The following is a 13,465-nucleotide window of genomic DNA, read 5'->3' as shown; positions in this document are numbered from 1 at the left end:
TCGCGACGGACATGCAGCCGGGTACGGTTGTAGTACCCAATGCACGAAGGTTGGGTACACCCATGTTCGTGACCGGGCCGCAGGCCGCGCGATTTGCAGACCAGCGCACGCGTCACTCATGTCCGTACCAGCGGTTCAGTCCGCGCCACGAGAATTGAACAAGAGGTATTCCGTTGCCAGAGTCAACGCTCATCCGTCCCGATGTCACCGACGAGTTGTCCGCCGCCCTCCGCGAGCGCATTCTTGCCTTCGACGGCGCCATGGGCACCATGATCCAGCGCCTCGGCCTTGAGGAATCTGACTACCGCGGTGAACGATTCGCGGACTGGCCCAGCGACGTACGCGGAAACAACGACCTGCTGAGCCTGAGCCAGCCAGACGTGATCAGAGACATCCACCGTGAGTTCCTTCGCGTCGGCGCTGACATCATCGAGACCAATACCTTCAACGCGCAGGTCATCTCGATGGCCGACTACAACATGCAGGAGCTCGCCTACGAGCTCAACTTCGAGTCCGCGAAGCTAGCGCGAGCCGAGGCGGACGCAATGACCGCCGAGACGCCTGACCAGCCGCGGTATGTCGCTGGTGCCCTCGGTCCGACTAACCGCACCGGGTCGATTTCGCCTGACGTCAATGATCCGGGCAAGCGCAACATCACGTTCGATCAGTTGGTGGAGGCCTACCTGCAGCAGGCCAACGCCTTGGTCGACGGCGGTGTGGACCTGCTGCTGATCGAGACAATCTTCGACACGCTCAACGCCAAGGCGGCGATCTTCGCGCTTGAGACCCTCTTCGAGGAGCGCGGCCGACGCTGGCCGATCATCATTTCTGGAACGATCACCGACGCTTCTGGCCGCACGCTGTCCGGCCAGGTGACCGAGGCGTTTTGGAACTCGGTGCGGCACGCGGCCCCGCTGGCCGTCGGCTTCAACTGCGCACTCGGCGCGTCGGAGATGCGGCCATACATCGCCGAGCTGTCGCGGTTGGCCAACACGTTTATCTCCTGCTATCCCAACGCCGGCCTGCCCAACTCGTTCGGTGAGTACGACGAAACCGCCGAGACGATGAGCGAGGTCATTTCGGAGTTCGCCGAGAGCGGCCTCGTCAACTTGATGGGTGGCTGCTGCGGTACGACGCCAGACCACATCGCTGCTATCGCGGCAGCCGCGAAGGGTAAGGCGCCGCGCACCTGGTCCGAGCCGGAACCTGCCCTCCGCCTATCCGGCCTGGAGCCGGTGAACATCACCAACGATTCGCTGTTCGTCAATGTCGGTGAGCGGACCAATATCACCGGCTCGGCGAAGTTCCGCAACCTGATCAAGGCCGGTGATTACGACGCGGCCCTCGCCGTCGCGCGCCAGCAGGTCGAGGCCGGCGCGCAGGTGATCGACATCAATATGGACGAAGGCATGATTGACGGTGTGGCCGCGATGGACCGCTTCGCCAAGCTGATCGCCACTGAGCCAGACATCTGCCGGGTACCGGTCATGGTCGACTCTTCCAAGTGGGAGGTCATCGAGACCGCGCTGAAGTGCATCCAGGGCAAGTCGATCGTCAACTCGATCTCGATGAAAGAGGGCGAAGAGAAGTTCATCGCCGAAGCGCGGCTGTGCCGCAAATATGGTGCCGCCGTCGTCGTTATGGCCTTCGACGAAGAGGGACAGGCCGACACCCTGCAGCGCCGTAAGGACGTCTGCAAGCGTGCCTACGACATCCTGACTCAACAGGTCGGATTCCCGAGCGAAGACATCATCTTCGACCCCAACGCGTTTGCCGTTGCGACAGGAATTGAGGAGCACGCAAACTACGGCGTCGACTTCATCGAGGCGACCCGATGGATCAAACAGAACCTGCCGGGCGCGTTAGTGTCCGGTGGCGTGTCCAACGTGTCGTTTTCTTTCCGTGGTAACAATCCCGTCCGCGAGGCGATTCACGCGGTGTTCCTCTACCACGCTATCCAAGCCGGTATGGACATGGGAATCGTCAACGCCGGTGCGCTGGTCGTCTACGACCAAGTCGATCCGGAACTGCGCGAGCGGATCGAGGACGTCATCCTCAACCGCAAGGAGAACACCACCGAACCGCTCGTAGAGATAGCCGGCAAGTTCGCGACCAACAAGGTGGAGGAGGACCCGCAGGACGCCGAGTGGCGCTCACTGCCGGTCGACGAGCGGATCACCCATGCTCTGGTCAAGGGCATCGATGAGTTCGCCGAGGTCGACGCCGAGGAGCTGCGCAAACTCATCAGTGACCGCGGTGGCCGCACGATCGAGGTCATCGAAGGCCCGCTGATGGCCGGGATGAATGTTGTCGGCGACCTGTTCGGTGCGGGCAAGATGTTCCTGCCCCAAGTGGTCAAGTCGGCGCGCGTCATGAAGAAGGCCGTCGCCTATCTGATTCCATTCATCGAGGCAGAGAAGAAGCCCGGTGACGCGGAGACGAAGAAGGGCAAGATCGTCATGGCGACGGTCAAGGGCGACGTCCACGACATCGGCAAAAACATCGTCGGCGTCGTGCTGCAGTGCAACAACTACGACGTCGTCGATCTCGGGGTCATGGTGCCTGCTCAGAAGATCCTGGACACCGCGATCGAAGAAGGCGCCGACATGATCGGGCTTTCTGGTCTGATTACGCCGTCGCTCGACGAGATGGTCAACGTCGCAAATGAGATGGAGCGCCGGGGATTCGAGATACCGCTGCTTATCGGCGGCGCGACGACCTCGCGCGCACATACTGCGGTCAAGGTCGATCCGAAGTACAACGGTTCGGTCGTTTGGGTCAAAGACGCCTCACGTTCGGTGCCGGTGGCCTCATCCCTGCTGTCGGAGACCGGCCGCGGGCCGCTGATGGATGACATCAAGGCCGACTACGACGCGTTGCGAGAGCGTCACGCATCAAAGCAGAACGACCGGCCGATGCTGTCGATCGAGGCTGCTCGGGACAACCGCACGCCGATCGACTGGACCAGTTATCAGCCGCCTCGGCCGACGATGCTGCTGCGCCAGGCGCGTGACCTTAGCAACGAGGACGGCCGCCCGGCCAAGGCGACTCAGTTCACCAAGACGTTCCAGGACTACCCGCTCGCGGAACTACGCGAATGCATCGACTGGCAGCCGTTCTTCAACTCGTGGGAGATGAAGGGCCGGTTCCCCGACATCCTCAACAACCCGGCCACCGGCGAGACGGCCCGCAAACTGTGGGACGACGCGCAGAAGATGCTGGACGAAGCAATTGAGAAGGGCTGGCTGCGCGCGAACGGGGTCATCGGCCTTTTCGCGGCCAACGCACTCGACAACGGGGACATCGAGGTCTACACCGACGAGTCGCGCACAGAGGTCCTCAAGACGCTCTACACATTGCGGCAGCAGGGCAAACATCGTCCCGGAATCCCCAACCGGTCGATCGGCGATTACATCGCGCCGAAGTCGACCGGCCTGCGTGACTACATTGGAGGGTTCGCGGTGACGGCCGGGCTCGGCAGCACCGAGAAGTGCCAGGAGTTCCGCGACGAGCTCGACGACTACAGCGCCATCTTGCTTGAATCGGTCGCCGACCGGCTCGCCGAAGCCTTCGCCGAACGGCTTCATCAGCGGGTGCGCACCGAGTTCTGGGGTTATGCGCCGGATGAGGAGCTCGACAACGATTCGCTGATCGGCGAGAAGTACGTCGGCATCCGCCCGGCACCCGGCTACCCGGCTTGTCCCGAGCACACCGAGAAGAAGACGATCTGGGAGCTGCTCAACGTCACCGAGAACACCGGTATCGAGCTCACCGACAGCATGGCGATGTGGCCGGGCGCGTCGGTCAGCGGACTGTACTTCTCTCATCCGCAGTCGCAGTACTTCGTCGTGGGGCGCATTGCCAAGGACCAGATCGAGGAGTACGCCGAGCGCAAGGGCTGGCCCGTGGAGGTCGCGGAGCGGTGGCTGTCATCGAACCTCAGCTACGAGCCCGAAGGCTAAGACAGCGGTCATCCGAAACGCCAGCGCTAGTCGGCGTTGGCGTTTTCGGTACGCCGGTCGACCGCCGTGGCTGCCAGCGGATGCTCCGGAAATTCCGGCGGCGTACCGCCAAATGCCGGGCATCGTGACTGATGGTCGCACCAGTCGCACAGCCGGCTCGGGCTCGGCCGGAAATCCTTTGTGATGATCGACTTTTCGATCGCGGCCCACAGGGCACCAAGTTGTCGTTCGAGTGCCTGTAGCTCGCGCTCGTCGGGCGAATAGGTGAGCTCGTCGACATTGGACAGGTACATCAGCTTGAGCTGCGCGGGGACCGTGCCGGTCGTCTTCCAGATGATCAGCGCGTAGAACTTCATCTGAAACAGTGCCTTGGCTTCGAACGCCTCGCGCGGCGCGGCACCACTCTTGTAGTCGACCACCCGCACCCGGCCGTCGGGCGCCTCGTCGAGCCGGTCGATGTAGCCGCGCAGTCGTAACCCGCTATCGAGCGTGGTTTCGACGTACTGTTCCCGCCCGGCTGGCTCGAACCGTGCCGGGTCCTCGAGCCGGAAATAGGCGCGGACAAGGGACTCGGCGGACTTCAGCCACTCGTCGAGTTGTGCATGATTGGTGTCGTCGGCAAAAAGCGCGGCGAGCTCAGGCTCTTGTTCGAGAAGCTTGCGCCATTGCGGGGCGACCATCGCGGCGGCGGCATCCGGCGTACGTTCGGCCGGCGGCAGATCGAACAGGCTTTCCAGGACACCGTGTACGACGGTGCCCCTCGTCGCGGCCGAGCTCGGTGCCTCGGGGATCCGGTCGATGCTGCGGAAGCGATACAGCAGAGGGCAGGTCTTGAAGTCCGCCGCCCGGGACGGGGACAGGGAGGGAACGACGCTCTCCGCGGGGCTTTCGGCGGAGAGGTCGACAGATCGGACGGCTTCGGATTCGGGCACACCGCCAGCGTAGGCGATCATCCCGACAACTTCGTCGTCCGTACGATGAGCGGATGACAGCGACCGGGAGCCGTGGTGCCTTTCCCACAGCCCGGATCGGCCGGTTCCTCGGGGCGCCGATTTATGTGTCCGCCTCGTGGCTGTGGTTCGCGTTGATCGTCATCGTGCTCTACGCGCGAATCCTGCACGGCATCGAAGACAGCTGGCCAGTGGCGATCTTGTTCGCGGCGGGACTTGCCTTGCTGTGGGGCCTTTCGGTGCTTTTGCACGAGCTTGGGCATGTTGCTGCGGCTCGGCTGATGAAGTCGCGAGTGTACAAGGTAGAGGTCGGCTTTCTCGGCGGCGTTACGACGACATCGACCAAGGACGAGCGTCCGAGCGAGGAGTTCTGGGTATCAATCGCGGGCCCGGCCGTATCGCTCGCCTTGGCCGCGCCTGGAGTGATCGCGGCATTCGCCGGCTCGACCCTGTCATTCGGCTTACGCGACAGTCTCGGTGTAGTCGCCGGCACGTTCACCCTGTCCAACCTCGCTGTTGCGGTATTCAATATGCTCCCGGGACTTCCGCTCGATGGCGGCCGCGTGCTGGTCGCGATGTTATGGCGCGGCAAGGGCGATCAGTTCGCTGCCGCCCGCACGGCGGCAACCGTCGGACAAGGCATCGCGATCGTGCTGCTGCTGGCGATCGCCCTCCTCGCAGTTACCGGGACGTTCGGTCCCGGGGGGACGCCTTTGTTGATCGCCATGGGAATCGTGGCGGTCATGCTGTGGTTCATGGCCCGCGACAGCCGCCGGGCCACCGTGCGAGAGCAGCGCCTCGCCGACCAGTCCGTCTCCTCGCATATCGAGGCCGCGGCAGTTGTCTCTAACGACACGTCCGTGCGTGATGCACTCGCTCTGTGCGACACCGACCGCCTGGTCGTCATCAACGGCGGCGCGCCGACCGGCATTGCAACGCGAGCCGCTCTTGAAACTGTTCCTGGTCCCATCCGCGAGGCCACCCGTATCGACGTCGTGGCGCAGAGTGTCGGGGCCGACGACGTGCTCACCGAAGCGGCATCGATGCTCGACGTCCTTACTCGGTTCACTCACAACGGCACGACGAACTTCATCGTGACTGCCGCCGATGGGATGGTGATCGGCGTCGTATCCGTCGAGTCGGTAACCTCATCGGGTTGATGGTTCACATCAGCGCCGACTCGAGGAGAAGTGTGACGACCGACGCCGACGATCAGAATGCCCACCAGCCACCGGTGAACTATCCGTTGGCAGTTGGGGAGCGGGTCCAGCTCACTGACCCTAAGGGCCGCTTGCACACGGTCACGCTTGAGGCCGGGAAGGAGTTCCACACGCACCGCGGCGCGATCCTGCACGATGATCTCATCGGCCAGTCCGAGGGAATCATCGTGACCGCGACGTCTGGCACGCAGTACCTTGCGCTGCGGCCGCTGCTGACCGACTACGTGTTGTCGATGCCGCGTGGCGCGCAGGTGATCTATCCCAAGGACTCGGCACAGATTATCGCGATGGGCGATATCGGACCGGGTGCACGCGTCCTCGAGGCCGGCGCCGGGTCGGGGGCGCTGACCTGCTCGTTGCTGCGGGCGGTCGGTCCACAGGGCAGCGTCGTCTCCTACGAGGTCCGTGACGACCATGCGGATGTCGCCGAGCAGAACGTCGACCGTTTCTTTGGCAGCCGACCGGACAACTGGCAGCTGCGCCGCGCAGATGTGGACGGCATCGGTGCGGCTGGGGACGAACTTTACGACCGGATCATCCTGGACATGCTCGCTCCGTGGCTTCCGTTGGCGAGCGTTGCCGCGGCGTTGCGGCCGGGCGGCGTACTGATTGGGTACGTCGCAACCGTCCCGCAGCTCTCGCGGTTGGTCGAGGCGATCCGTGCCCACGGCAGCTTCATCGAGCCGGAGTCGTGGGAATGCCTACTGCGCCCGTGGCACGTGGTCGGGCTCGCCGTACGGCCCGATCATCGAATGATCGCGCACACCGCGTTCTTGGTGAAGACACGCCGACTGGCCGATGGCGTCACCGCGCCGTCTCGGCACCGCAAGCCCACGACCGCGCGCGCGGCAACCGCGGGCGAAACGGTCGGTACGCCGACCGATGGGGCCTTCACACACGCAAACGCCGTCGACATCCAGGTTGCCCCAGATGCCGACGGCGTCGACGATGTTCGTAAGTTACGCCGCCCCCGGCTCCCGTAGCTGGGTAGAGCCATCCTTATCGGTGACTCGCTGCTCGGCAACACGCGTCGTGTAACCGGTGTCGCCGTCATCTTCGCCGGTCACGTCGGTCGTGTCGGAGAAGCGATCCGCGGCAGCGTTCCGATCAGGGGTGGTCGAGTACGCGTTCTGCGTGTCGTATGCACTGACATCATCGAACTCGTCGCCGGAGGGATAGGTGAAGCCTGGCTCCACTGGACGCTGTTCGGAGATAGAGCCTGGCGTGAAGTCGAACGGGTTGTCCGACTCCCGTGCACCGGTTGCCGCCTCGGCCTCTTCCAGGGCAATAAGGCCCTTGCGGTTGGCGACCTTGAACGCCGACCACGAGAAGATCGCGGGGAACCAACCGACGATCAGTCCGCCGAAGGCCATTCCCTTGATCGTCGCGACGAGGTAGTCGTTTCGTCCGGCGGCGGAACTTACCGCGTCGCCGACCTTGAAGAAGTACAGTGCGATGCCAACCAGCGTTGCGCCGATGACTACCCCGATCCAGGTGCCGAGGAACGCACTCGCACCTGAACGCGGTGAGGCGGTACGGGTTGCGACCAACGTGACGATCGCGGCGATGATGGCGAGTACGACGATCGCGACGTAGAACGAAATGTGCGTCGAGAGGCTCACCCCTCCCACGCGATATGGCCACTCGATGCTCGAGAAGTTTCCGATGGTCAGCAGAGCTGGCAGCTTGTTTCCGTCCACTCCGCGTGCGGCAGATTCGGCGACACCCCAGGAGAGTGCGGCGAACGTGATTGCGGTGAAAAGGGCCGCGGTCAGTGAGGCGGCCAGGGCACGTGCTCTAAACATGCAACAACGGTAGCGAGAAAATCGGCGTGGTCGTGGAGGCACGGCCCAGTCACACTAATTAACTTTGAAAACATCCGCACCATTTGTCACAACGCCGGGAAGCGCGGTGGGCGGGAACGCGGTTCGTAACGAGTGCGTTAATGGTCGAGTGCGTCTCGGGCTAAGTGGCCGTCCAGCGCTATACAGTCAGACGTGTAGTTGCTCAACCAAGCTGCTGAGGAGGCAACGTGTCGGAAGATTCGCCGATGTCCCAGGCCGACGATCCGCGTGGCAATGCTCATGAGGAACCGGTATCGGCCGAGCAGGTGCGCCTTCTGCAGGCTGAGGTGGAGCGTCTGCGCGCGAAGATCGCGACCCGCCCCGGTGAAGGCCGGGTGCTGGCGGACCGGCTGATGGAAGCGCAGCAGCGCAATTCCGCGCTTTTGGAAAAGAACGAGCGGCTCGGCTCTACGCTGCGCGACGCGAAGGAGCAGCTTGTGCGGCTGCGCGACGAGATCGAACGTCTCGCCCAGCCGCCGAGTGGCTTTGGCGTGTTCGTCAAGGTGCACGATGAGACCTCTATCGACATCGTGACCGGTGGACGCAAACTGCGCGTCAGTGTCTCCCCGGACATCGACATCAATGGCCTGCACCGCGGTCAGGAGGTCATGCTCAACGAAGCGATGAACGTCGTTGCGGTCGTTGGTTACGACCGCGCCGGCGAGGTCGTGGCCGTTAAAGAATTGATTGTCAACGAGGCCGGCGAGACTGATCGTGCGATGGTCAGCACGCATACCGATGAGATGCGTGTCGTGCACCTCTCGGACTCACTGCGTGACGGCTCGTTGCGGGTTGGTGACTCGGTGCTCCTAGAACCGAAGTCGTCGTACGTCTTCGAGCGCATTCCCAAAAGCGAGGTCGAAGATCTGGTGCTCGAAGAGGTGCCGGACATTGACTATTCGGACATCGGCGGACTGACCAATCAGATCGATCTGATCCGCGACGCTGTGGAACTGCCGTTCCTGCACAAAGATCTATTCAAGGAACACCACCTGCGCCCGCCCAAAGGCGTGCTGCTCTACGGCCCGCCCGGCTGCGGTAAGACGCTGATCGCCAAGGCGGTAGCCAACTCGCTGGCCAAACAAATCACGTTGGCACGCGCCAAGGCCGGGGAGGGGGAAGACATCGACGGCCGGCAAGGTCGTTCGTACTTCCTGAACATCAAGGGCCCGGAGTTGTTGAACAAGTACGTCGGTGAGACCGAGCGGCATATCCGGCTCGTCTTCGCCCGCGCCCGGGAGAAGGCCAATGAAGGTACGCCGGTCATCGTGTTCTTCGACGAGATGGACTCGATCTTCCGGACCCGCGGCACGGGTGTGTCTTCGGACGTAGAGACCACGATCGTGCCGCAGCTGCTCAGCGAAATCGACGGTGTGGAGGGCCTCGAAAACGTCATCGTGATCGGCGCGTCCAACCGCGAGGACATGATCGACCCGGCCATTCTGCGTCCGGGCCGGCTCGACGTGAAGATCAAGATCGAGCGACCCGATATCGAGGCAGCGGCGGATATCTTCTCCAAATACCTCACGGCGGATCTGCCGATTCACACCGACGATCTCGCGGAGTATGGCGGCGACCGTGAGGCAACGGTCCAGGCAATGATCCAAAGCGTCGTCGAGCGCATGTACTCGGAGATCGACGAAAACCGGTTCTTGGAGGTCACGTATGCCAATGGTGACAAAGAAATCATGTACTTCAAGGACTTCAACTCAGGCGCGATGATTCAAAACATCGTTGACCGGGCCAAGAAGCTCGCGATCAAGGAGTTCCTCGTCAGCGGTGAGCGTGGGCTACGGATCCAGCACCTGCTGACCGCGTGCATCGACGAATTCACCGAAAATGAAGATCTTCCTAACACGACCAACCCGGACGACTGGGCTCGGATCTCGGGCAAGAAGGGGGAACGGATCGTTTACATCCGCACCTTGATCTCCAGCAAGTCAAAGGATGCCGGGCGGGCGATCGACACGATGCCCAACACCGGCCAGTACCTATGACCGTTCATCGCATCGTCGGCACCGAGGTCGAATACGGCATCAGCGTGCCCGGTGACCCCACTGCAAACCCCATGCTGCTGTCAGCGCAGATCGTCAATGCGTACGCCGCCAACGACGTACCCCGCCGCAAACCCAGATGGGACTTCGCGGAGGAGACGCCGCTGCACGACGCTCGAGGATTCTCGCTTGCGCCGTCGGCGGCCCTGGATCATACCGGTCTGGACGCCGACGACGATCCGTTTCTGGCCAACGTCATCCTGACCAACGGCGCCCGCCTGTACGTCGATCACGCGCATCCGGAGTACTCCGCCCCAGAGGTCACCAATCCGATGGACGCGGTGCTGTGGGACAAGGCGGGTGAACGGGTCATGGAGACTGCCGGCGAGCGGGCGGCGACCGTGCCCGGGCAGCCGCGGATAGGGCTCTACAAAAACAACACAGACAATAAGGGTGCGTCGTACGGCACTCACGAAAACTATCTTGTACGCCGATCCACGCCGTTCGAGCATCTCGTGCGCCACCTCACGCCGTTCTTCGTGTCGCGTCAAGTCATCACCGGCGCCGGGCGCGTGGGCCTCGGACAGGACGGCCGCGGCGACGGCTTTCAACTGTCGCAGCGCGCGGACTTCTTCGAGGTCGAGGTCGGCTTGGAGACGACGCTCAAGCGACCGATCATCAATACCCGCGACGAGCCGCATGCGGACGCCGACAAGTATCGCCGCCTACACGTGATCATCGGCGATGCCAACTTGGCCGAGACCTCGACGTACCTCAAAGTCGGTATGACCTCGCTGATTCTGGCGATGATCGAAAACGGCTACCTACGCGAAAACCTGGCGATCAGCGACCCAGTCGGCACGCTGCACGCCATCTCCCATGATCCGTCACTCAAGACACTGATCACGCTGCGCGACGGCCGCACGATGACCGCGCTGCAGATGCAACGCTGGTACTTCGAAACGGCGACCGAGTTCATGCGGGACGACCTCGACGATGAGACGGCGGCGCTGCTGCGCTGCTGGGACCGGATCCTCACCGGACTCGAGACCGACCCGATGACGCTTGCCCAGGACCTCGACTGGGTCGCGAAGCTGCGGCTGCTGCAGGCTTACCGACAACGCGACGGGCTGGGCTGGGCAAGTCCCCGCCTACAACTGGTCGACCTGCAATACAGCGACGTACGGCGCGACAGGGGTCTCTACTACCGGCTTGTGCATCGCGGCGCGATGCACACCCTCGTCACCGAGGATCAGATCAAGAGTGCGGTCGACGCCGCACCGACCGATACCCGGGCCTACTTCCGAGGCGAATGCATTCGGCGCTTCGGGGCCGACATCGCCGCGGCGTCATGGGACTCGGTGATCTTTGATGTCGGTGGACCCGGACTCGTCCGGGTGCCTATGCTCGAACCAACTCGAGGCACAAAAGCACACGTCGAGACGTTGTTGGAAACAAGCTCAACCGCGCGCGAACTGGTGGATCAGCTCACCGCAACCGCGCACTAGGTGCCGGAGTCCGTTGGCACAAATCGGAGGTCATCATGGCAGGTCAGGAATCAGTCGAAAGACGCGGCGGTCGTGACGACGGCGACGATGCCGCAGACGCCCAGACCACCGCACGCCGCGAAGATGCGACCGAGGACGTGGACTCGATTCTGGACGAGATCGACGGCGTACTGGAAGAAAATGCCGAAGAGTTCGTGAAACAGTTCGTCCAGAAGGGCGGGCAGTAGGCGCATCGGTGCGGGCGGATTCGAGATCGCGCCAATCCGCGCCGTTCACCAGCACCTTGTCGGCGCTGCACGGTACAGTCGCGTTGTGCCCATAGAACACTCTCGCGGTGGATTGCCACCGAGCTACCTCAATGCCAATGGTTCGTCCTTTACCGAGCTTCTTCGAAACTCCGCACCCGACCTGTTACCCGGCAGGCGCGCACTGCCGGGCGATATGACGGGCCGCGACGTCGCGCCGCACGGCACGACGATCGTCGCGGCGACCTATGAGTCCGGGGTGATGATCGCCGGCGACCGGCGCGCGACGATGGGAAACGTCATCGCGCAGCGCGACATCGAAAAGGTCTTCGCCACCGACTCGCACTCGGCGATCGGAATCGCCGGCGCGGCCGGGATCGCGATCGAGATGGTCCGGCTGTTTCAGGTCGAGCTCGAGCACTACGAAAAGATCGAGGGCGCGACGCTCTCGCTCGACGGCAAGGCAAACCGCCTCGCGCAGATGCTCAAGGGCAACTTGTCGATCGCTCTTCAAGGCCTCGCCGTAGTTCCGATCTTCGTCGGCTACGACACCGAGACTCCGCACGAGGACGCGGGCCGAATCTTCAGCTATGACATCACCGGCGGCTGCTACGAGGAGCGCTTCTACCACTCGATCGGCTCCGGCTCGATGTTCGCTAAGTCCTCGCTCAAGAAGCTCTGGAGCCAGGGACTCAACCGAGACGACGCGACCTATGCCTTGATCGAGGCGCTGTACGACGCGGCCGACGACGACACCGCCACCGGCGGTCCGGACTCGACCCGCGGGCTTTTCCCGATCATCTACACGATCGACCGTGACGGTACGACCCGACTGCCCGACAACGACATCGAAAACGTCTGCCGGCGGATAGACCAAGAACGCGCCACACGCCTGCGGCGTACCCCGCTGCCGCCCATGCTCGACTCCACCGAGGATGGCCAACTATGACGATGCCCATGTACGCCTCAGCCGAGCAGATCATGCGGGACAAGACCGAATACGCCCGCAAAGGCATCGCCCGCGGACGCAGCGTCATCGTGATGACCTACGACGCCGGCGTCCTGATGCTCGCCGAAAATGCGTCGTCCTCGCTGCACAAGGTCGGCGAGATCTACGATCGGATCGGCTTTGCCGCGGTCGGCCGCTACAACGAGTTCGAAAACCTGCGCCAGGCCGGCATTCGCTACGCCGACACCCGCGGGTTCTCTTACGACCGCCGCGATGTGACCGCGCGGGGCCTGGCCAACGCGTTCGCTCAAACCCTCGGATCGATCTTCTCCGAACAGCTCAAGCCGTTCGAGGTCGAAGTCTGCGTCGCCGAGGTCGCGAAGGCGCCCGCCGACGATGAGCTCTATCGGCTGACGTTCGACGGCTCCGTCGTCGACGAACCGTCGTTCATCGCGATGGGCGGGCAGGCCGACGTGGTGACCGGGGCGCTCAAGGACTCTTATGAAGAGGGCATCGACCTCACCGCGGCGGTCCGCCTGTGTGTGCGTGCGCTCGGTGCGGTCGGCGCCGAAAACGGCACCCCGCGGCCGATCTCGGCCGAGAATCTTGAGGTCGCCATTCTCGAACGAGACAAGCCCGGGCGCACATTTCGTCGCGTTACTGGCGCTGGTCTCGACCAGCTTGTCGAACAGTCTGGTGACAATCCGTCGACCGACACACCAAAAGCCAGCGCGACGGACGAGACTGGCGAGGACAGCGACCCCGATCCGGCGTCGCCCGAGGACAAGTAGCT

At 63.2% G+C, this 13,465-nt stretch carries 10 protein-coding genes; 8 read left to right on the top strand and 2 right to left on the bottom strand.

The features are described 5' to 3' along the window. Positions 1-173 precede the first annotated feature (173 nt). Complete coding sequence (metH, locus tag CLV47_RS08805; protein WP_106348668.1) at positions 174-3,962, top strand: methionine synthase; 3,789 nt, start codon at positions 174-176, stop codon at positions 3,960-3,962. 26 nt (positions 3,963-3,988) lie between these two features. On the opposite strand, the gene CLV47_RS08800 is transcribed toward metH, so the two are convergent. After that, a complete protein-coding gene (locus CLV47_RS08800) occupies positions 3,989-4,894 on the bottom strand; it encodes a RecB family exonuclease (RefSeq protein WP_238145292.1) in 906 nt (301 codons plus the stop codon). A gap of 53 nt (positions 4,895-4,947) precedes the next feature. Here CLV47_RS08800 and CLV47_RS08795 point away from each other — a divergent pair, with 53 nt between their 5' ends. Both CLV47_RS08795 and CLV47_RS08790 read left to right on the top strand, forming a co-directional pair. Next, positions 4,948-6,072, top strand: a complete 1,125-nt coding sequence (locus tag CLV47_RS08795; RefSeq protein WP_106348666.1) for a site-2 protease family protein — start codon at positions 4,948-4,950, stop codon at positions 6,070-6,072. Between the two features lie 32 nt (positions 6,073-6,104). Next, positions 6,105-7,115, top strand: a complete 1,011-nt coding sequence (locus CLV47_RS08790; protein ID WP_272946790.1) for a tRNA (adenine-N1)-methyltransferase — start codon at positions 6,105-6,107, stop codon at positions 7,113-7,115. On the opposite strand, the gene CLV47_RS08785 is transcribed toward CLV47_RS08790, so the two are convergent. Next, the gene (locus tag CLV47_RS08785) at positions 7,092-7,937 is read right to left on the bottom strand and encodes a hypothetical protein (protein WP_106348664.1); all 846 of its coding nucleotides are present in this window, start codon (positions 7,935-7,937) and stop codon (positions 7,092-7,094) included. The two genes, CLV47_RS08790 and CLV47_RS08785, sit on opposite strands and share 24 nt — an antisense overlap. Positions 7,938-8,164: 227 nt before the next feature. On the opposite strand from CLV47_RS08785, the gene arc reads away from it, so the two are divergent. The 5 genes from arc (at position 8,165) to prcA (ending at position 13,463) form a co-directional block, all read left to right on the top strand. After that, positions 8,165-9,973: a proteasome ATPase gene (gene arc / locus CLV47_RS08780; RefSeq protein ID WP_238145291.1), complete on the top strand. Its 1,809-nt coding sequence runs from the start codon at positions 8,165-8,167 to the stop codon at positions 9,971-9,973. Then, a complete protein-coding gene (dop, locus tag CLV47_RS08775) occupies positions 9,970-11,478 on the top strand; it encodes a depupylase/deamidase Dop (RefSeq protein ID WP_106348662.1) in 1,509 nt (502 codons plus the stop codon). The genes arc and dop overlap by 4 nt, the downstream gene beginning before the upstream one ends. A 35-nt stretch (positions 11,479-11,513) precedes the next feature. Further along, the gene (locus CLV47_RS08770; RefSeq protein ID WP_106348661.1) at positions 11,514-11,705 is read left to right on the top strand and encodes a ubiquitin-like protein Pup; all 192 of its coding nucleotides are present in this window, start codon (positions 11,514-11,516) and stop codon (positions 11,703-11,705) included. 85 nt (positions 11,706-11,790) lie between these two features. Continuing rightward, a complete protein-coding gene (prcB, locus tag CLV47_RS08765; RefSeq protein WP_106348660.1) occupies positions 11,791-12,672 on the top strand; it encodes a proteasome subunit beta in 882 nt (293 codons plus the stop codon). Continuing rightward, the gene (gene prcA / locus CLV47_RS08760) at positions 12,669-13,463 is read left to right on the top strand and encodes a proteasome subunit alpha (protein ID WP_106348659.1); all 795 of its coding nucleotides are present in this window, start codon (positions 12,669-12,671) and stop codon (positions 13,461-13,463) included. Before prcB ends, prcA begins: the two co-directional genes overlap by 4 nt. Positions 13,464-13,465 lie beyond the last annotated feature (2 nt).

This window comes from Antricoccus suffuscus (genome assembly GCF_003003235.1).
GTDB classification, from domain to species: Bacteria; Actinomycetota; Actinomycetes; order Mycobacteriales; family Antricoccaceae; genus Antricoccus; species Antricoccus suffuscus.
The sequence above is the reverse complement of the archived record's forward strand: the minus strand, read 5'-3'. Positions and strand labels throughout refer to the sequence as shown.

Coding starts and splice junctions, on each gene's coding strand:
- CLV47_RS08795 (WP_106348666.1), top strand. CDS start 4,948: ATGACAGCGACCGGGAGCCGTGGTGCCTTTCCCACAGCCCGGATCGGC.
- CLV47_RS08785 (WP_106348664.1), bottom strand. CDS start 7,937: ATGTTTAGAGCACGTGCCCTGGCCGCCTCACTGACCGCGGCCCTTTTC.
- dop (WP_106348662.1), top strand. CDS start 9,970: ATGACCGTTCATCGCATCGTCGGCACCGAGGTCGAATACGGCATCAGC.
- CLV47_RS08770 (WP_106348661.1), top strand. CDS start 11,514: ATGGCAGGTCAGGAATCAGTCGAAAGACGCGGCGGTCGTGACGACGGC.
- prcA (WP_106348659.1), top strand. CDS start 12,669: ATGACGATGCCCATGTACGCCTCAGCCGAGCAGATCATGCGGGACAAG.